This is a genomic window from Photorhabdus africana, from assembly GCF_035181445.1.
Taxonomy (GTDB): domain Bacteria; phylum Pseudomonadota; class Gammaproteobacteria; order Enterobacterales; family Enterobacteriaceae; genus Photorhabdus; species Photorhabdus laumondii.
Window position 1 is genome coordinate 13474 of sequence record NZ_JAXBVE010000045.1, and the last position, 22712, is coordinate 36185.

A 22712-nucleotide genomic window follows, 5' to 3' on the forward strand; every position below is an offset into this window, starting at 1 on the left:
CTCATACCCCCTGTGGCGTGGAGTGGATAAAGTCCATTAACTTTTGGATGGTTGGGTATTCAAATAATAGCTGCAGAGATATCTGCTCGCCTAACACCTCTCGACATTGCGACACTAGCTCTACGGCTAGCAAAGAATGCCCTCCCAACTGGAAGAAATTATCGGTGATGCCAACTCTTTGCAGTCCTAACAGTTCGGCCCAAATTTCGACTAAGCGCGTTTCAATCTGATTGCGCGGTGCTTGATATTGTTGATCACTTCTCAATTCAAAAACGTGTATAGGCGGTAACTTTCCGCGATCAATCTTTCCGTTCGGCAATAGAGGGAATTTATCCAGCAAACAAATACCGCTGGGAACCATATAATCCGGCAGCAATTCTCGGCAAAATGCTTGCAGAACAGCAGCACTAGGAGCCGGGCGCTGTGACGACACAACATAAGCCACCAATTGAATCAAACCCATTCGATCATGGCTCCCCATTACTAAACACTGCTCAACGGCCGAATGTCGGCACAATGCAACCTCTATCTCGCCAGCCTCAATTCGGCAACCACGAACCTTGAGCTGAAAATCACTACGCCCAAGTAACTCCAACGTACCATCCGAATAATAACGAGCCAAGTCGCCACTCTTATAAAGTCGCGAGCCCTGAATACCAGACAAGCGATCTTCAACAAAGCTATAACACGTCTTCTCTTCGTCTTTGAAATAACCTAGTCCAACACAAATTCCACCAATGTGAATTTCTCCAATTGCCCCCACTGGAACGGGTTGTTGGTAAGCATCAAGAACATACACACGAGCATTAGTAATCGGTTTTCCGATAGGTAAATAGGGTCCTAGGTTAGTAGGCTTGTTGAGCAAGATAAAGTGAGTGACATCATCAGAACACTCCGTGGGACCGTAAGCGTTCATTAAAGGCTTTCCTGGAAAAATATCAAACCAACGTTCAGCCAGAACCACTGATATCGGTTCTCCATTGCTGATTATCCATCTCAAATCAGGTAAGATGTAGGTTGCAGCATTATACTGTACTTCATCCAAGATAATTTCCAAGTGTGATGGTACTGTCTCCATAACTGTGACTTTACGGTTCTGTAACTGGTGTAGTAATAGTTCTGGCTGCCAAGCTACTTCTCCCGTTAGCACTTCTGTTCTCCCACCTACCAATAACATGGCTAAAAATTGCCACACAGAAACATCAAAGGTCTGTACTGCGATCTGTGCCAATACATCGCTGGCATCCAAACCAAGGTCGTCAATTTTTGCCAATAAGTGATTTACCATGCCTTGGTGCGTCACCATAGCCCCCTTTGGATTACCGGTCGAACCCGAGGTAAAAATCATATAAGCCATAGCATCCGGTACCCAGGAAGGGGAATAAGGCCATATTGATGGCATACTCTTCAGCGCTTCGCGCTGTAACGTCAATATGAAAACACTATCAACAAACATAGCCACCTTTTCAGCATAAGTTGGGCTAGCTAAGATTAACTTGATTTCCGCAGACTGGAGCATCTGCGCATTGCGAGTCATGTTTTGTTCCGGATTAAATGGAACAAAAGCAGCACCAAGTTTGAATACAGCCAACAAGGCAGCCAAATAATCTACACCACGATCTAGATACAATGCCACCCGTTCTCCTTGGGTGACATCAGCCTGCCACATAGCATGTGCCAGTCGATTAGCATATTGCTCTAATTCGGAATAACTCAAACGGTCATCACCATGACAAACGGCTATATCATTAGGCCGAATGCTCACTTGATCGGCAAAGAAATGCAATATTCCCCGATCAATACTCTGCTCAGAATCACCAGCCCATTGACGCAATGTATCCAGCTCAGACGATGTCAACATTTCCAATGCCCAAATAGGTTGCCCCGGATCACCCAATATACTATCCAATATGGTCAAATAATGGGTCACCATTCGTTGTGCAAATGCCGCAGAGAACAATCGACTATTGAATTCAATCAGACCATGCAATACATCAGCTCCGTCTTCCAAAGACAAGGTCAGATCGAACTTTGTATAACTGTTGTCGCGTGCCATAACATCTACTTGTACTTTTTCCAACGTAAAGTGCCGTTGTATTGCTTGTTGCAATACAAATTCCACTTGGAACAATGGGTTATAACTCAGGCTACGCTCTGGTCGCAAATATTCAACTACAATATCAAAAGGAACTTCCTGATGTGCGTAAGCAGCTAAGGCATTCTTTTTTACTTGCTGCAAAAATGTAGTAAAGGTTTGTTCTGGAATTACCTGATTGCGCATAATCAGCGTATTGGCAAAAAAACCGACCAGATCTTCCGTCTCTTTAGGAAAACGATTGGCGACAGGGGAACCGATCACAATATCGTAGCTACTGCTATATCGTGATAGCAACACGTTAAAAGCCGCCAGCAGCAACATATACAAAGTTACATTTAGCTCCCGGGACAAATGGCGGATTCGAACAGTACGCCCAGCATCAATATTAAAGTGTAAAGTTCTACCTTCATAACTTTGCTGCACCGAGCGAGGCTGCTCTGTCGGCAAAACTAGCAGAGCTGGCGCTCCCCGCAGTTGATCAGCCCAGAATATCAATTGTTGCTGCATCCGTTTTCCTTCCAACCATGATCTTTGCCACGAACCATAATCGGCATATTGGACCTGCGGGGTATCTAAATGAACCGATTGCCCTTTGGTAAATGCATTGTAAGCACAAGAAATTTCTCGTAGCATGATACCCTGCGACCATCCGTCGAATACAATGTGATGAATGGTCAACGACAGGATATGATCCTGTTCACTAAGACACAGCAGATGACAACGCAATGGTGGACCTTCCTCCAAATCGAAAGGTATATCCGCATCGCAACTCATCCAATATATTGCTTCTGTTTCATTCGCCATCAATAACTCCGGTAACTCAAGCCGAGAGATAGGGCTATATACCTGCTGCGGTTTACCATCACACTCAATAAAACGGCTACACAGCACTTTATGGTTCTGTACGTGCAACTCAATCGCTTGACGCAAAGCCTCCACATCCAGACTCCCTCGTAGACGCAAGGCGCAAGGCATATTGTAAAGGGCTCCACATTTCTCTAGCTTCTCATGTAACCAGATACGCTGTTGCGCCATTGATAACGGAACTGGTTTCTCGACATTACTCCACACCTGTGGCACAATCATTGGTACAGAAGTCTTACGTCTTGACAACAATATTTGCTCCAAACTATATTGCTCCTGCTTGCGATTCATACCATCCGATATTTCTTCAACAATATCCATACTTACTTCCTTAATCTTGCTCAAATACTAAGATACAGCATCATTTTGATGCTTCCTCTGTCTATGTGCTCCTATACAAAACATACATCTTCACTACAGCGCATATACTGACATTTATTTATTAGTTCTCCATTCTTAATATGACTTAGACTGTTTCTGGTAAGGAGCTGGGAAAAAATCACATATCTCTAACACATTATTGACATCCAAATCAGTCACAATATCGCGCGCAAGAGCCAAATCCAGCACACCCATACCAAACGGCGAAAAGATTCTCGGTCTTTCTGGATCAGGCACAATATGCCCAACAATAACATCAGCAATGTCCCCATCGATGAAGCGATGGTGACCAACTGCTCTCCAAGCCAATTCGAGAGAAGTATTTGCCCTCAGACAATGTGTAACATCATCAGTGATATTTTGCGCAACTTGTACTACGTTAGGTGCTAAATCACGCAGTGATATATGAAGGACCGTCGGTGAATGGGAAAACCAATGATGCTGCTCGACACTTGGGCGTACCGCTGAAGTGGCAAAAACCACCATATCGCAAGACTGAATGACTTCAGCTTGGGATGTTATGTTGCAGGGAATATCGTAATGCGCACATTTTTGCAGGAACAAATTAGCCCGCTCAGGAAGCAAATCGTTCAATGATATAGAATCAATGCGCCACCCTAGTTGCAACAAAAAGCTCACCGTTCGATAAGAGATAGGGCCGCAACCAATAATGCCAAGTCCTCTAATATATTTCGACGTAGGGTGCAGATAGTGCGCTCCCACTGCTGCAGAAGCCGCTGTGCGTGCAGCGCTGATAGTACAACCTTCCATGCAGACTAGTGGATAGCCGCTGTAGCGATCATTCAAAATCAGCAAGGCAGAAGCACGGTCAATCCCCAGCTTAACATTATGCGGAAAACTGGCAATCCATTTGATGCCAGCAATCGGATTATCATCTTCCAAAGCCGCAGGCAGCGCGATGATACGATTGATATCACTGTCGGGAAAACACAGGAAATTACTGTCTGGATTGACTGTTCGCCCTTGTGCATGGTCCAAATACACTTGCCGCACCCGCTCAAATACCCGTAGAGGATGTGCTCTCAGCCATTGCTCAATATGATCTGCTCCAATAATCTTCAATGTAAGCTGTTTGTTGTATTTCAATTTCATCTCCAGTGTCTTGTCAAATAGGAATCGTAACGGTTTCATTGATCGAGTTGAAATAGGGATAATGGAGCTTGACCCAATCCGGGTTATAAACAGTGTCGATATAGCGATCACCCAGATCTGGTGAAATCGCGACTACACAATCACTTGGTGCAATATGACCCGCGTACTGTCGCACACCGCACAAAACAGTGCCCGATGAACCACCAAGCAATATGCCACGCTGTGCCAGTTGATAGCACATGCTTAACGCATCCTCCTCTTTCACCATCATTAGATCATCGAAACTAGAATGTTGCCGTATCTCTGGTGGCTGGCTGGTACCCAGACCAGGGATGTGACGCGCCCCTGATGGTTGCCCAAATGTAACTGAGCCGATAGTGTCGACTGCAATTATCTTGGTATCCGGCGCATACTGACGCAAATAACGAGATATCCCCCCCAACGTGCCAGTAGTCCCTACACCAACAAACACATAGCTCGGATCAGGAAATTCACGCAGAATCGCAGGTCCTGTCTTCAAATAATGTGCCTCAACGTTGTTAATGTTGCTGTACTGATTACTCCAAACTAGATTACTATCGGCTGCCAGCATTGAGTTGATCAGATCTATCCGGCTACTCAGAAAACCACCATTCTTATCGCGTTCTTTAACAATAATCAGACGCGCCCCATATGCTTTGATTAACTTAGCGGTATATGGAGAAATATTTGGATCGCTAACACAAATGAAAGGGTATCCTTTGATTGCACAGATCAAACTTAAAGCCAGACCTAGATTACCTGAGGAGCTTTCAATTAATGAACGACCTGGCCCCAACTGTCTTTCGAGTTCAAGACGCTCAATCATACGTAGAGCTGTCTTGATCTTGATTGAACCGCTCGCGGAAAGTCCTTCAAGCTTGACAAATACCGAAGTTTGTGCGACTATCCCCGGCAATTCCATGAACACATCGTCAAAAATTAAGTCACTTGGAGATTTGATTATCATATAGCCTCTTTTGTACTGTGTTGGCTCCAATTAAAGTATGCAAGTCTTTAGCTATGCTTTGTGGCGAGGTTTATAATGTAGTACTCAGCCCAGCCCTGTGTAACAACTGCCTCTTTGTTCTATTGTAATAACTGCCTTTCCATCAATAGCTCCACTGTACCTCTGATAGTTGGCATATTGAATAAATCATCCAATGTTAGCTGAATACCGAACGCAGCATATATCCGGGTGTTTATTTGGGTAGCAAGAAGTGAATGCCCACCAAGATCGAAAAAATTATCCGTAATTCCAACTTGTTCAACACCGAGAAGTTGTGACCAAATTGCCGCAATCTCACGTTCCACTTCAGTACATGGCGGTACATATGATCTGGTTATTGTAGAATGGTCCAGAACCAAGGGCTTACTGTAAGAAACAGCTGCCGATAGTGGTTCCCTGACAGAAGTTGGCAATACATCCAGCCAGTAGCGCTGTGATTGAAAAGGGTAAATTGGAATTGCAATACGCTGTTGAGATCCTTCATAGAATGCCTTCCAGTCTAGTTCAATCCCGTTTTCCCACAGTTTCGCCGCCGCCGATAACATTTGTGTCAGACCATCATAATCGTTAGATAGTACACTATAGAAACAACGTTTCTGTTGCTCGGAAGTAAACATACTGTCCCAAGAAGAAATGTCCGAAAAAATCAGCAAACATAGTTCAGGCTTATCTGCAGCTTCGCACACTGCGGTCAAAAAGACATTCTGCTGGCGCGGTTCCAACCAGTACTCTCTCTGTTTGATAATCTCAGTCTTCACATCAGCACCTGTCAGACTGGAAACGTAAGGTAACTTAGGTGGTGTCCATAACACTTTCTCGAAAGCGGAAATAAACGAATCTTTAGCCCAATCATCAGAATGCTGTATGCGCAAGCGAATCAAGCATACTACCGCACCAAAATCAAGGACTCCTGCATGGCAAGCCGCAACAAGTTCACCAATCTCATCCCCTATCATTAACGTGGGTCGAACACCCCAATGCATCCATAACGCAACCAACGCATACAACACCGTAAACACCAGCATTTGGCGCTGAACACAATCAATCGGTACCTCATCAGATAACAGTTCACCAGCCAACTCACAGCTAGATTTGTCTGCCACCATGTCCACTATCTGACGGAAATAAGGCAAATTTGTATATAGCACGCGCCCTAACTCAATCAAAGATACTCCACCATCATGCAATACAAACACTACACCGAGAGGAGCAGAAACCGGCATAGAACGCTCGTCTGTTTCAAGTAATTGGGAAATACATGACTGTGGATTAGTGGAAACAGACGCATAACGATATTTATAACAGCTACGCCCAACATTTGCAGTATAACAGGCATTCACAAAGGTATTATTGGGGGATACCTTAAGGAAAGCCGCAAAATCGCGTCGTTTCTGCGCCAACGCCTCTGATGTCTTGGCCGATAAAGTCAATAAAGTTGGCTGGTTGGACAAAATCTGCGTCTGAAAAGAAACATGCTCTTCCAGCACCACATGGGCATTTGTTCCTCCAATGCCAAACGAGCTAACAGCAGCACGTAATGGCTCAATGCCGTCGCACCATTTACGTAGAAGGGTGTTGACAATCAACCGGCTACTCTCCAGATTAACTTTTGGCGTCAACCGTGTAAAATTCAACGATGGTGGGAGTTGCCGATGATGTAAGGCCAATGCTGCCTTCAACAATCCTGCAACGCCAGCCGCTGAATTCAGATGACCAAGATTAGTTTTTAATGAACCTAAGTAGCATCCTCCTTGACAAGTTTCCAATTTACCGCCGTATACTTCAGCTAATGCAGTCAATTCTATTGGATCGCCGAGTGATGTGCCTGTGCCATGACATTCAACATAGCTAATTTGCTCCGGAAGCAACTCCGCCATTGCCAATGCACGTCTCATAACCATAATTTGCCCATCAACACTGGGAGCCGTATAGCCTACTTTATTTGCCCCATCGTTATTAATAGCTGAACCCCGTATCAATGCATATATAGAGTCACCATCCCTAAGAGCGTCTTCGTAGCGCTTAAGTAAGACCAACACCACTCCTTGCCCTGGTACCGTACCTGCTGCCGCTGCATCAAAAGCCCGACAATGACCGTCAGGTGACAAGATACCGTCTAGCCGATATTGATATCCCGATGGTTCCGCTGCCTGTACCGATGCCCCTCCAGCTAATGCCATATCGCATTCGTAAAGCAACAAGCTCCGGCAAGCCAGATGTACAGCCACTAGTGAAGTAGAACATGCGGTATTAACATCTAGGCTAGGTCCCTTCAGATTGAGGCGATAAGCTATCTGAGTAGCTATTGAGCTATTTGTATAGATCAATTGCATCTGATCGGCATTGACCATCATCTGAGGATTGGACAAGATATTCTGTACAAAATAGCTACTGGGGTCAGCACCAACAAATACTCCGGTTTCCAGAGAATTCTGTTCCGGTGCATAGCCTCCATGCTCAAGCGCATGATAAGCACATTCCAGTAATAGTCGTTGCTGTGGATCCATCAAGCTGGCCTCAAGTGGTGAAATACCAAAGAAACTAGCATCAAAGAACTGCCTAGCAGGCAACTCTATCGCAGCCTTAACGTAATTAGGATCAGTTAAATACTCAACCGACACACCATTATCCAGTAGTTGTTGATTACTGAGAAAGCTAACTGCTTCAACTCCATTTACTAAGGCCTGCCAAAATTGCTCAGGCGTTTCTCCTACCGGTAATTTGCATGACATACCAATAATTGCAATAGCATTTTCAATCGATTCGCTCATTGAAATACCCTACTTTATGCTGATACATGCTTGAAGTCGTACTCTCAGCGACCGTAGACGATCAAGTCGCATCTTGTTATCAATACCAACTTGCTCCACCACTTTGGGCTGCACTTCCAAATACTGAGCCATGGCTTCAATTGTTGGGTACCGAAATATATCGACTATTGTGATATTTGCCTTAAAACTCATATTTATCTGATGCAGCAATTGTATAGCAAGCAACGAATCACCACCTTGTTCAAAGAAACTATCTCCCAGACCGATCTCAGCAATCTGCAACAATTCGTTCCAGATTATGTACAGCCGTTGCTGAACCAGATTCGACAGTGGCTGACCCATGCCTACGACAGAACTAAACGACGGTGGTGGCAATTTCGTCAAATCCACTTTTCCATTACGGTTAAGTGGCAAGGTAGGCAACCTAATTACATGTGCGGGTACCATAAAGTGTGGTAATCGTTGTTTGAGTTCCATTCGTACAACCTCAGCACTGGAATGAGCCTCGCTACTACTGAAATATAATAACAACTGCCGTCGTTCATTGTTACCGGTGACAACCACACATTGCTCGACACCTGGACAGGACAATGCGATAGCCTCAAGCTCATCAAGAGCCACTAGATAACCGCTTACCTTAATTGTACGATTACTCCGTCCAATAAAGATCAACTCACCATTCGGCAACCAGCGTACTATATCTCCGGTTTGGTAAAGACGTCGTAGTTGGGGCGTGGCACTATCCGCATCGGGCAATTCAAGCTCCACAAAAGCCTCTGAATTATATTCATCAGCGTGTAAGTAACCTCGAGCTAAACCAAGACCTGCTGTATATAACATGCCGTTCACACCAATTGGCACCTCCCTACCCATCTCATCTAATACATACACCTGAGTATGCGCGATAGGGCCACCAATTGGGATTCTCCCGTTCTGCATTGAAGCTTCGCTAATTTCATGAACACAAGTGAAAGTAGTGTTTTCCGTCGGGCCGTATCCGTTAAGAAAATATCTCGGTCGTCCGTTTGGGCAGAGTAAAACTCGAGATATAGTGTCTGGATTCAACATATCCCCACCAACCAGCAAATAGCTCAAATGACGAAACATAGAAGCTCGGCCAGTGTTAACATAGATATCGAACAACCGCGCAGTCAACCATAGGATATCAACACGCTCCTTCAGTAGAAAAGCTTCGAAACGTTCACCATCAAGCAAGTAATCCTGTGGCACCAACACTAAAGTTGCCCCATTTAGCAAGGCTCCCCAAATCTCGAAGGTCGATGCATCAAAGCTCAGATTGGCCGCTTGCGCTACAACGTGACCCGGCTTGATAGAAATGTAGTTTGTTTCTACCACCAAACGCACAATGGCAGCATGCTCAATCATTACTCCCTTTGGTACACCAGTTGAGCCAGAAGTATACATAACATAGGCCACCCCAGCGTCAGTCAACACATCAACCTTAGGAGGAATATCACATTCTAAGTTCACCTCTGAATACAATGGCAATACGAAACTTTTCTCTGGGGAGATCCAATCATGCAACAACAATACGTCTGCACAACCTGCGATACAAACCAGTTTGCTATCTTGCACCAATTGTTCAAGGTAAGCCTGCGGATAGCCTACATCTAGCGGCACATAAGCTGCACCCAACTTGATAATCGCCAACATAGCAGTAATAGTCACCAACTCTCTAGAAGCAAACAGCCCTACCCTCAAACCAGTCAGTTGCATTCCTCGGTGCTTCACTAACATCTGATGCGCCAAAGTATTAGCCCAAGCATCCAGTTGACGATAGCTCAGATCTTTTTCTTTCATCCGCAATGCTATTTTTTCAGGGTAACATTTCGCCATTATTGCAATTCGTTTAGCGATATTCGTCTCGCCTAACGGTGTACCTTTTCCACCCGTCCAATGTCGTGGCGGAAACAGAGCTGCTAAAGCAGCTCGCTCTACTACGGTTGGCATTACACTTGCCAGTTCTCTAAGCGCCTCAGTAAAAAATAAACCAAAACGCTCTACATCAGATCTACTCAAACGCACCGTCTGGTACACAATGCTCGTTTGTAGTTCACCGCTATCAGGATCTAAGCCAGTCTGGCAAACCAACGAAAAATTTGTTTCTTCGTAACAATACCCTGGAAGTACTTGCAAATGATTCAAGTCACGCAACTGTTCAAACACCCGGAAATTAACGAAATTGAACAGAGTGTCAAACAATGGGCCGCGACGAGTATCACGTTGGATGTCGCTCAAGGGAAAGTTACGATAGGGCTGTATATCCGCCTTGTATGTTGCCAACTGCAGCAGGAAATCCAACGGGGACATGCCCGGCTCCAACGTCATGCAGCAAGGAGTACTGTTCATAAACAATCCTAACATGCTGTGTTCTTCATCCTCCGCCAAACGCCCATGGCTGGCCATGCCAGTTGCCACATCGCGTTTCCCTGTGTAACGGCTGATGGCCTGCAAATGAGCCGCCAGTAATATGACGTCAAGCGCTACATTTTGTTTTTGTACTAATACATATAAAGCTCGCTGCAACTTTTCACTCAAAACAATCGGATACCGATCAACACCGTTGGCATTGACAAGTGTCAATACAGTTGATGCTTCCGGCGCCACAAAAACTGGCTCCCTTTTAGACCATACCTGCTGCCAATAATGCCGAATAGTTTGGTCTGCACGTATTCTGAGTTCATCACTTACGTAATCGCGAAAAGACAACGTATGTGCTTCAAGAACTAAAGGTAGCCCATCAAGAGAGCGATCATATTGCTGCAACAACTGTGTCAGCAGCACAGCAACACTCCATCCATCCAATATCGCATGGTGGCAAACTAGGGTCAGATGAAACTCGTTGTGCAATTGATGTATGGTAATACGCCATAATGATCCACTCTCCAAGACAAAGCGACAACGACGTTCTGTGTCGAAGAAATCCATCAACAATTGCTCCTGTTGTATAGTTTCTGCTTCACTCAAATCCACGATCTTCAGTGGAAGAGGCATTATCACTCTGACCTTTTGCCAGAGTCCCAACTTGTTACGCAGAAATGATGTGCGCAGCACTGAATGGATTTCCATCAACCGTTTCATAACAGTTTCAAAGACATTCTGCTGGAAAGGTCCTTTTACGCGGCAAGAAATCACGTCAAGATAGGCCAGCTCCTGTTCGGTAAACTCAGAATGAAAAAGCATACCTTCTTGCAAAGCTGTGGCTGGGTAGACATCATCATCGCCATCGTCATAGCATGCCTGCAATTGCTCAGCATTCAGCAAACTAAAAGGTTCGACTAGACACCGTTGTGGAACCCAATCAGCAGCACGTAGCACCGGGGCCAACTGCGCTATCGTCGGATTACGAAATAGATCTTTCGGAGAAAAAATATAGCCTTTCTGCCTCACCTGATGGATCACGTCCAGAACTCGCAATGAATCACCGCCAACAGTGAAAAAATCAGCGTACACACTCAACACTGGTACTTCCAACACATGTTGCCAAACCTCAGCCAATATTTGTTCCCTAGGGCTGTTAGGAGCAACATATTCTATTGATGGGGTGACGACGGCCGATAGCTCCTCTAATGCAGAACGGTCAATTTTACCGTTGCTGGTTAACGGTAGAGACAATACATACACTACTTTTTGTGGCAGCATGAAGCTAGGCAAATATTGACGTAAATGTTCGAATAACCTAGCATGCTCTATTTCTTCTGTCGCCTCATAGTAGAGTACAATACCATCTCGCATACGATCATAAACAGCTAGAGCATTGCTCACCAGAGGCAACCGCATCACTATTGACTGTAGCTCGCCCAATTCAACCCGGAACCCTCTCACTTTGACTTGATAGTCATTACGGCCCAGATATTCCAAATTCCCGTTGTCAAGCCAGCGTACTAAGTCGCCGGTCTTATACAAACTCAGTCCGTTAAGCAAGCGTGGCTCACTCACAAAGGAACACCTAGTCAATTCCGGCTGATTCAGGTAACCACGCGCTAGTCCCGGACCTGCTATATATAATTCTCCCATCACTCCTACCGGGCACAGACGACGATGCTGATCCAATATTAACACGGTCAGATCCTGTATTGGCCGACCAATATCATTACGGAAAGGTAAAAAAAGATCATCTTCTGTCACTGTCTTAAAAGTTACATGTACTGTGGTTTCAGTGATACCATACATATTCACCAAACGAGTCACATTTCCATACTTATGGAACCACGGGCCTAAAGTCGCTACCTGTAACACATCACCACCAAAGATCACATAGCGCAACAGTAAACAGTCTTTATGGGAAACGTCTTCAACAATCAGACGGACAAAAGCGTTGGGAGTTTGGTTGAGCACGGTGACACTTTGCTGCACAAGTAGTGTTCTAAACTGTTCCGGGTCACGACTGACTTGATGGGATACAATCACCAACCGCGCGCCGTATAGTAGTGCGCCCCATATTTCCCAAACAGAAAAATCAAAAGCATAAGAGTGGAATAAACACCAAGTGTCGTGTTCAGAAAAATCAAATAATGGTGCACTGGAACGGAACAAACGTACCACATTGTGATGACTCAACTGTACACCCTTCGGGTTTCCAGTAGAACCAGAGGTGTACATCATATAAGCTAACTGCTCGGCTCGTACTTCAGGCAACGACTCTGCCGCATAATCACCATCCCCGTCATAATCAAGCATCACACAGCGATTGGACGGCAATATACCCGTCAGACCATTGGATTGAAAACAAGTATGAGTTGACAGCAATAAGTCTATGTTGCTATCTGCCAGTATGTAACGCAGCCTCTGTTTCGGGTAATGCGGATCCAACGGCACATAGGCACCACCTGCCTTTAGAATGGCCAACATCGCAACTATCAACGACATTCCTCTTTCAAAACACAAGCCAATCAAACTTTCAGGTGCCAGCTCTCTTCCCAATACCTTCTGATGACGAGATCGCAAACGACGCGCCAAAGTGGACGATTCATTATCCAACTCAGAGTAGGACATCGTTTGTTCGCCATCCTGAAGTGCCACCGCATGTGGGAAAACAAACGCTATACGACGGAACCAACCAATCAAACTATCATCTTCATTGCTAGCAATCAGGGGATGCATAACCAAGCTTTCTGCTTCAGCCTGAGTGACAATGTCGAATTCACCTACAAAACCATCGTTACACACCGCCTGTTCAGCTAGAGTAACAAAATGCCCTCCCATTCGTTCAATACGCTCAGTAGTAAAACGGTCAGTTGAGTATTCAATATTAGCAAGCAGCCGACCATCAGTTTCGCGCATGTTCAGAAACAGCTCATACTTCGCTACCCCATCCTCAACCTCTAAGTACTCACTTTCCACTCCATCCAATTCTAATGTATAGCGCTCATTAGCATTCTGTAATGCAAATACCACTTGTAGCAAAGGGTGAGCTGGTCCATAGTGAACATGCTGAGCCGCACGGATCGACTCCAACGGAACGCCTTGATGTACCAGCGCAGCTTGGCTATCATAACTGAACCTTTGTATCATCGAACCAAATGACTCAGTATCGTCAATGGTGATACGTAATGGTAACATACTGACAAACAAGCCGATCACTTGCTCATTTCCCAACTGTCGATTGGCTGCGGGAGCACAAATCACCAAGTCATTTTGACCACAATATCTCCTTAGTTGCAATGCAAACAAGCAATACAGGCAGCAGAATAATGAGACATGATGACACTGCGCCAACGCCTTCAATTTCGTAGTCAATTCTGAAGACAACTCGAACGAATGGTGCGAACCGCGAAAACTACGCTCGCAAGAAGGTGGAAAATCCACTGGTAAAGTCATTCCTTGATAGTCGGCCAATTGATTCTGCCAGAAGTTAAGAGAACGCTCAAAATCAGGTGAAGTAAACCAAGCAGCCTGGCGTGCCACTGCCGTACTATAATGCTGCTTCAGCGGCAATAATTTAGGGGGTAAGCCTTGGCGTTCGGTTTGATACAATGAAGCTAGCTCACTCCTCAGTAAGTTAAGCGACCAACCATCAGCGATAATATGAGGCAACACAAATACAAACAGATACTCTCGCTCATTCAATTGTAGCAATTCTATACGATAAAGTGGCGCTCGCTTCAGATCGAACGAAGAAGTCACCGTGTGCAAGATGATATCATCAGCATCGTCACAACAGACGGCACACGGTAATAGTAGTGGCAAAATCCGAGGTTCATATTGTTGCCGTAACTGCCCATTTTCGTCGATAAAATGTACATTCAACATATCATGGCGTAATATCAGCATTTGTAATGCCCGACTAAAGCTACTAACATCCAAGTCCCCAGATAGTCGCAGCACTAAACTCAGATTAAAGCTGTGGCCGATACCTTCTTCATAACGATCAATAAAATATAAATGACGCTGTTCAAGTGACAAGGGGAAAGACACCCGCTCTTCGGGCAGAATCTGTGTTTCCGTAGTCCATGAGTTTTCAGCAATATAAGCGGCAAATTCACGTATGGTTGGGTACCGCAGCAAGTCTCCAAACGAGAGGTATATTCCAAACTCCTTACCCGTAGCGATCAGCATCTGAGCTGCCAGAAGCGAATGTCCTCCTAGTTCGAAGAAATGATTAGTGACCCCAATCGAATCTACCTTCAACACTTGACGCCAAATGGCAGCCAGTTTGAGCTCAAGTTCCCCTTTCGGAGCAACAATATCCACAACAGCTTGAGGCTTTGGTTTTGGTAAGACTTGCCGATTGATTTTGCCATTTAAATTTTTAGGCAAACTGTCCAAAATTTGAAAATGCTGGGGAACCATGTAAGAAGGCAAACACTTACGGAGAGCGGCACGCCAAACGTCAGAACTCACAGTAGTTCCCTGCTCTAGCACAATATAAGCCGTCAATTCTATCTGGTCGGAAGTATCCCAAGCTCGCACCGCAGCTTGGCTAACTCCCGATAGTTGATTCAAATAATACTCAATTTCACCTAATTCAACTCGGTGACCACGGATTTTGACTTGAAAGTCGAGACGCCCAACATATACCAATTCATTTTCTTCGTTCCAGTACACACGATCGCCAGTACGGTACAACGGTCCAGTTTCAATACCAGCACCAAACGGACACAAAGGCAAAAAACGCTCCGCAGTTAACCCCGGTTGCCTATAATAGCCACGCCCAACACCATCTCCACCGATATATAATTCACCACTAGCACCTAGTGGTAGTAATGCCTGAGTTTCATCCAACACGTATAAACGGGTTGCACGCAGAGGCTGACCAATCACTGCATATTGACAATCGTCACTTAACAATTTTCGCGAAGACCAAATTGACGTTTCGGTTGGCCCATAGACTTGGTACACAATAGCTGCCGTATGTAATAAGTAGTTGGCCAAACTTTGCGACAATGCTTCCCCGCCACACAAACCAATCAATGGTTGCTGCGGACGCCAACCCACCATTGACAACAATGACCAAAATGAAGGTGTACCCTGTAATAAAGTCGGTTGATAACTGTCAAGCGCCTCCTTCAGACGAATCACATCGGCTACTTCATCATCAAGCAGTAGTAAGCACGCTCCCGTACACAAAGCAACGAATAGTTCTAAGCCAAAAATATCAAAACCAACTGCTGTGGCACCAACTACTCGAGCATGCTGATCAATATTCAACAGATCGATGAAATCGGCTACTACATTACCCAAACCACCGTGACAAATCATGACCCCCTTGGGTCGACCAGTCGATCCGGAGGTATAGATCACATAGGCCATTTGATCTGGGCTGGCCAACTGAAGTTTGACTGGAGGCAAAGATTTGGTTGGTACTACTGCATCTAGATACAACAACATTGGCGTATTACCCAAATCCTTCAAACCGGCACCCAGTTCGTGATCTGTCAGCAATACCTCCATACCACTCTCGTCTATTAATTCATATACCCGACTTATTGGCATCTTGGGATCGATAGGCACATAAGCACAACCACAACCTAATCCTCCCAGAATTGCGACGACAGTCTGATCCTTTCGGCTAAGATAGATACCAACCAATGGCTGTATACCCTTATCACACAGATTCAAGCAAGCTCGCAAGCGGGATGCTATCATGCAGGCAGCATTAAGCAACATACGATAAGTCATCGAATTGCTCCGATAACGTAGCGCTGTCGCCTCGGGAAAACAGTTAGCAGCATGACAGAAACGCGCTAATACTCCATCCTGTCCCGCGCTAACTTGAGGGGCGTTCAACGCAAGCATTTGCAAATGCTGACGCATCTCAGGATACAACACAGCATCAGCGCTGATAGGGTGAAATGGCTTTGCTATAAGAGTTCTCATCGCCCAGCAAAAACTTTGCGCCAATCTTGCAATGAACACCGAAGCAAAGAGCTCCTGCCGGTAGTCAAGTCGAAAACGCACATTATCAATGCAATTTTGATAAGCGAAGACTAAATCTCCAGCTACCTGCAGATGTTTAAGCGGTAACGGTTGCCAGTGACAATTCCCCATGTCTAGCAGTTTGTCATCGAAATAAGCCTCTACTACTGTAATATTGAACAGATTTCCTTCGGTCAGTTCTTCCTTGCTACGCAGTTGCTGAACGACCTCTGTCAGACTGAATTCAGTGTACTGTTTAGCTTGCTTACGCTGACGCTTGATATCAGTTACTAACTCAAGCAAGGAATTATCGCGCCGCAGTTCCAATATCAATGGGTAGTTATTGATGAAGCAGCCAATCATGTTTTTTGCACCGGCGGGGCGAGCGTCAACTGGGTAATTTAGCACTAGCTCGTGCTTACCAGAATATTTAGACAACACCACAGCAGTTACTGCAGTAATAGCAATGAATGGAGTACAAGTATGCACCTTGCAAAACTGCCTAAGCATAGCCGTTAACTCTGTACCAAATTCAAAAAAGTGTGACGCACCTTTCTGACTGGAATCCGGCACCTGGATTTGCCTAGGCAACTCGACATGTAAACCTCGTTGAGATAATTGGTTACACCAGAACGCAACATCATCGCGATTCTTGGCAAGCAACCATTCAGTATCTCCACCATTATCCGGCATAGCATTGCCAGGTAACTGTAACGGCACTCCTGCTGAAAAATGCAAATAACAGCGGCGCAATATTTCAATAAAATATATGGCCGAAGTGGCATCAGTGATAATGTGGTGGAAATTTAGCAGCACAACAGAACGCTCCCCCCGTTTAAGTAAAGAAAATCGGAAGAGCGGCCCTGATGATAAATCGAAATTATGGTCTAATTCATACTCAATAGCCGCGTCGAGATCGATATCCTGCTCGTCCCTATTTATATGGAGAACCACTTCTATATGATCCGAAACTAATTGGTAAATAACACCATTTTCTTCGCAGAAACGGCTACGACACCCAATATCGTATCGGTTGACAAAATAAGTCAGAGCAGCCAAAAGAGCTTTTTCGTCAAGTGAGCCATCCACTTCATAAATTAGCGGAGTGTTATAAATCTGACTCGACCTATCCAATACCCACTCAAGATAGAATCTTTTCTGAAAACGGTTCACTGCCTGTTTAATCATATTTGCACTCCGTTACCTGGATCATCATAGACTGACCCATCGACAGTGCGAAGTGAAATTCATGTTCAACTTCACCGTTGCTGACCTGCCAGCTCAAACCATCAACCAGCTCGGCCAACAAAACCTTCAGGGAAAGCCGTGAAAACATCTGCCCAATGCAATTGTTCGGCCCACTAGAATAGACCAAGAAGGGATGGCGATAGAGTTCAGGCTTGTCCAGAAAACGATGAGGTTGGAAAGTGTTCGGTTCGTTGCCCCACAGTAAAGGACAACGTTGCACGTGATAAACGTTAGCAATCAGTTCCGTACCTTTCCTAACAAAATGACCGTTAATCAGAGCATCGCAAGTGGTGGCTCGAAAAATGAAAGGCTGTGCAGGATGTAGACGCAGCACTTCATGTACACAAGCGTGCAGCAGCGTATCATCACGACAGATGTAGCTCTGATAATTGCCATCAAAGCTACTTCGCTCTTCCCGTAATTCCTGTTGATAACGAATATGTCGACCCAACTCATAGACCAAAGCAATAAAAGAGGGAAACGGTGCCATATACCCTGCCAGTACAGCTCCATTCAAACCAGTAGCAAAAGCTTCGTCCTGAATGGATTTGTAATGCTGATCGATATATCTAGATAGCCGATCAGTGTAATCCGTAGTTGATAACAGACCAACATCGTTACCAATCTTTTTGACCAACTGCCGCTTAAGTTGCTGGAATTGCTCATTGAAATCGGCTGCTTTACGATATACCAAAGCCTGCCCTAACAGTTCAATCTGTCGCTCCAAAATTTCGCTGACACCATTGAGATTGCCTTGGAAATTCATCAAAGTACGAAGGTAAACCTCCACTGTATACGTACTGAGTGAAGATTGTACCGAGAAAGGTGCTCGTTGTGCCTGCCAAGATGTCACTAATTGCTGACTTAATGCCTGCATAGTTTGCACATAGCGCTTAGGATCACTTACTAAGTGAGTGAGGATATTCCGTTTTTGCTTGGCATCCTGACGTTCCTTACTCATACGGAAATGCCCCAGTGCATCAGCAATCATATACAATTGCCTGCCTTCTCCAATAAGTTCTCCCTTCTCTAAACGAGGGTACTGCATTAATCCACGGATTTCATCGGCACCAATTAAAAAACAGTAATCTCCAGCAAACGTAGTCAATCGCAGGAAACGACGTAAGCTACCATCTCTCAGGGCCGCTTTGCGCTTTATATAAGCGTATACATGACATCGACAACGCAATGCCTGCGAATTACGGAAAATACCAACTAGTTGAAAAGGTGTCTTAAGACAAGTAAGTAAACGGTAATAACAGCTTTGCCAAGCAGTTGCAGCTACCATTGAAAATGCTGCCTGCTGGAAACTTCCCAAAGAATTTCTATTATTTTCATCCTCACCCATAAATCACCTTTGAAAATGGTAGTCAATCGATACGACCTAAAGCAAAGCCTTAACGCAAGGCTCAAAATGGAATATGCACCAGTGTTCCCAAAGTACACTCAAGATGTCGAGCTACCGCCAACGCTACATCTTCGCGCCAAGGATGAGCAACTACTTGAATTCCAATCGGCAGCCCCTCAGAGGATTGATCGATGTTGACCACAACAACCGGCCAATTGACCAAGCTATAACACATAGAATAGCTAAAATCCTTAACCTCTTTGTATGACTGCCCGTGCAATTTGGCAGTGGTAGCGGCAACCGGACATAGGATCACATCATAGTCGGCCATGAACTGAAGCATTGTGCGTCGATACTGATCAAATCGAACCCAATTCCAGCGCAATTCAGTAATAGACATCTTACTTTTCTTGGCTAACTCGTAAAATTCGAGCAGCAACGGTGACGGATTATCAAGTTTGAGCTTTCTAAAAATATCACTGAGCCACTCTCCCTCATCACCTCCTAACAGGATACTATTCGATAGTAAAACATCCATTTCAGACAAACATTCCGGCCGACATTCTGTCACTGCTGCAACATCTGGTCTCAACGCATAGGCAGCATTTTTAACTGCATCAGCGATATCTTTAGAAGCGACCGCAATTCCATCATCGGTATAAAAAGCCACCTTCAGTTGAGATAAGTTAACATCTTCCATATGTCGCCATAATACAGGCACCACATGTGCATCAAGAGCATCTGGTCCCACCATGATAGGAGCTATCAAGTTCAAGTCCTCAACAGTCCTGGCCATCGGGCCGAACGATATGAATTGGCTGAATAATCCCATACAATCTAGAGGAATATGGCCTGTAAGCGGTACCCGCCCTTGGGTCATCTTGAGGGCTGCTATACCAGTGCTATGTGCTGGAACCCGTAGGCTACCACTGGCATCCGAACCAATTCCTATTAATGATCCGCGTGCCGCTATGATTGCCGATTCACCACCACTGCTACCTCCAGAAGAGCGACCCAGATCAAAAGGATTCTTGGTCTGCCCATAAAGTAGATTGTCTGTTTCGTAGCCTATGCTTAATTCAGGTGTATTAGTTAGCCCTAGTAGAAGCGCCCCTTCCTGCCTAAGTCTTGCCACTACAGTTGCATCCATCTTAGATTCTTGACCAACTAAGCCAATACAGCCTTTATCTGGCTGATAGCCCTGTACTGCACATGTATTTTTGACCGTAAAAGGAACACCTAATAGTTTTTTATGCCTAAATTTTTCAACATTTTTATCAATTTCTTCTGCCTGTCTATATGCCAACTCGCGGTTGATTTGAACTACAGCGTTAATGACGGGATTCACTCGATCAATTTGATCATAGTAGGCATTTAAGATATCCGTTGCCCTAATTTTTCTACCTTTCACTGCAGCAACAATTTGTGCTGCATTACTGTTTAATATATCCAATTCCATCCCTATCCTTCCAAAACATGGCCTGAAATAAATCAGGAAATAATAGATTCTATACAACTAAATACCGACAAGCTAAAATATACATAGACTCAAACAACTACCAAGAGAAACTCCAAACGCTAACACTTAGATCTTACTGAATCATATAAATCGAAGAATAAATATTTAGCTAGAAGTTAGTCGATAAGTTTGAATAAATTTTATTTTAAAGACGCCCATGCATCTGAGTGATACCATAGTTAATCACTTCTACATTCCAAGAATTTATTTTTAACTTGGTTTATTCAAACAAATTCCTTTAATTAAACCATAGTCTAGTCCCGCAAAAATTCAAGCTAAAAATCCCGATTCAAACTAAATAAATTTTCATAATAGTGATACGTGGTAGATTCACATAATAAATGCTCCAATGTGGTTAACATATATTGCTAATAATAACCACATATTATAGTCTCTTAGAGAAATTACCATAGGCGTTCGATTTTTTTCAACCAAAGAAATAAACAGGTAAAAATAACAGGTTAAACTTAGGATTACTGGCTAACCAATCACGAACTTTCCTACTTCCGTGAATGCCATAATTGTTCAAAATCAAAGTGAGGTTTTTTGTATGACGACATTAGTAGCAAACCCCATCTAACAAATTGATAAACTTGCTTAGCTTTATGATAAAGAATTTAATACTCCAGAGGACACGCAAATAGACGAATTATTGTAGCGAATGTTGCGATAAAAAAGACAGAAGAGGACAAAGTAGGGCTAAATTCCTAGACAGTTAGCCTGCCAATGAGAGGACTTTTCAGCCCTCCCAAAGTTAACCCAATATGAGGATTGGGTCTTGAGTACAGTATCACGGTACCAGAAGGTACTCACAGGATAAGGCAATGCCTGCCGGAACATCTAGAAAATGCAGAAAATAAGCTGACTTTACTAAGCAGACTGTTATTTCACGTGTTACTGAATTAACTCAGTGAACTGGAGCAATAACTAAATTCACTGAATAAGTGGCTTAATCAACTCAATTTACAACAGGAAGATACTCAGTGGTGGTTTTCCGGACGTGTGATCTACCATGAGAGTCTTGAGTAACGGTTCTGAATTCAGAAATAGCCGTCATTTTGCCAGTTACCTAGGGTGGGTTCCCAAAGGGTACAGTTGTGGTGAAAAATCAACTTATTGGGTATCACAACACGTTATCCACGGTGACCATTCAGTCGTTTATCGGGTGAGTAAAATACCGGATGACCGATGTAACGGGTCATAACATGGGCTGAAAGGGCTCATATCACGCAACGGAGTGAATAAATCCGTTATTGCCTTGGTGAATAAAATGCCCCAATAACCGAGGAATTGGTCAGAAATAAAATGGAATATATAGTGCAATGAAAGGTATCTATTTCCAGTAGTGATAAAGGAAACAAGGTTTGGATGACATTATGGCACGGGTGATTTAGCCCATAATGACGCCGGATATATAGTCGCAAACCGTATCAATTCAGTTCTTGCAAACTGGAGGCATCCATATATGGTTAATACATTGGTATACTGACACTTGGTATAGAGCTGTTGATAATCTTGATCAAGTATTCACTCACATTGCATTACATATCCACGATCAAATAGCCTTAGCCGAAATAGCACTATACGATACAGCAATTAGAACCATCTGCACTCCACACTTATATATTTCTAAAGAATATTCGTCAAACCAATTTTAAAATGTCACCCAATCCTACAAAGTAGAAATATCACCTTTTATCTGAAAGAATAGAGATACTGATTAATGATTTGAAACTCAGGTACAAAAAGAAGTTGGGGATGAAAAATGCTTTATTTTTCTTACTCGATAACTATGCAGATTGGGAAGGTGCCTTTCTTGCCAGTCGGCTGAATGCAAGCAAAGGGTGGACAGTCAGGGCAACCGCATGAATGATTAAATATCACTCACATTAGCAAAACCCGCCTGTAATACTCGCTCCAAAAATTGGGTTTTCATCCATATTCGTCTACGTTTCGCTTTGATG

General features: G+C 44.2%; 7 protein-coding genes and 1 pseudogene. All 8 read right to left on the reverse strand.

All coding sequences use genetic code 11. From position 1 onward, the window contains the following. Position 1: 1 nt before the first annotated feature. Positions 2–3283, reverse strand: a complete 3282-nt coding sequence (locus SLS51_RS24245) for a non-ribosomal peptide synthetase (protein WP_323840238.1) — start codon at positions 3281–3283, stop codon at positions 2–4. 135 nt (positions 3284–3418) lie between these two features. After that, positions 3419–4450, reverse strand: a complete 1032-nt coding sequence (gene sbnB / locus SLS51_RS24250; protein ID WP_323840239.1) for a 2,3-diaminopropionate biosynthesis protein SbnB — start codon at positions 4448–4450, stop codon at positions 3419–3421. Positions 4451–4469: 19 nt separating this feature from the next. After that, positions 4470–5444 carry a 2,3-diaminopropionate biosynthesis protein SbnA gene (gene sbnA / locus SLS51_RS24255; protein WP_323840240.1) on the reverse strand — a complete coding sequence of 325 codons (975 nt, stop codon included), beginning with the start codon at positions 5442–5444 and terminating at the stop codon, positions 4470–4472. 119 nt (positions 5445–5563) lie between these two features. Beyond that, entirely contained in the window at positions 5564–8254 is a 2691-nt protein-coding gene (locus tag SLS51_RS24260) for a type I polyketide synthase (protein WP_323840241.1), read from the reverse strand. Between the two features lie 9 nt (positions 8255–8263). Then, positions 8264–17821: a non-ribosomal peptide synthetase gene (locus tag SLS51_RS24265; protein ID WP_323840242.1), complete on the reverse strand. Its 9558-nt coding sequence runs from the start codon at positions 17819–17821 to the stop codon at positions 8264–8266. Continuing rightward, a complete protein-coding gene (locus SLS51_RS24270; RefSeq protein ID WP_323840243.1) occupies positions 17814–19229 on the reverse strand; it encodes a cytochrome P450 in 1416 nt (471 codons plus the stop codon). Before SLS51_RS24270 ends, SLS51_RS24265 begins: the two co-directional genes overlap by 8 nt. Positions 19230–19290: 61 nt before the next feature. Then, on the reverse strand, positions 19291–20688 hold the full coding sequence (locus tag SLS51_RS24275) for an amidase (protein ID WP_323840244.1): 1398 nt from the start codon (positions 20686–20688) through the stop codon (positions 19291–19293). 467 nt (positions 20689–21155) lie between these two features. Then, positions 21156–21301: pseudogene (locus SLS51_RS24280) on the reverse strand (transposase); the annotation flags it as partial. Between the last annotated feature and the right edge of the window lie 1411 nt (positions 21302–22712).

Coding starts and splice junctions, on each gene's coding strand:
- SLS51_RS24275 (WP_323840244.1), bottom strand. CDS start 20,688: ATGGAATTGGATATATTAAACAGTAATGCAGCACAAATTGTTGCTGCA.
- SLS51_RS24260 (WP_323840241.1), bottom strand. CDS start 8,254: ATGAGCGAATCGATTGAAAATGCTATTGCAATTATTGGTATGTCATGC.
- SLS51_RS24270 (WP_323840243.1), bottom strand. CDS start 19,229: ATGGGTGAGGATGAAAATAATAGAAATTCTTTGGGAAGTTTCCAGCAG.
- SLS51_RS24265 (WP_323840242.1), bottom strand. CDS start 17,821: ATGATTAAACAGGCAGTGAACCGTTTTCAGAAAAGATTCTATCTTGAG.
- sbnA (WP_323840240.1), bottom strand. CDS start 5,444: ATGATAATCAAATCTCCAAGTGACTTAATTTTTGACGATGTGTTCATG.
- SLS51_RS24245 (WP_323840238.1), bottom strand. CDS start 3,283: ATGGATATTGTTGAAGAAATATCGGATGGTATGAATCGCAAGCAGGAG.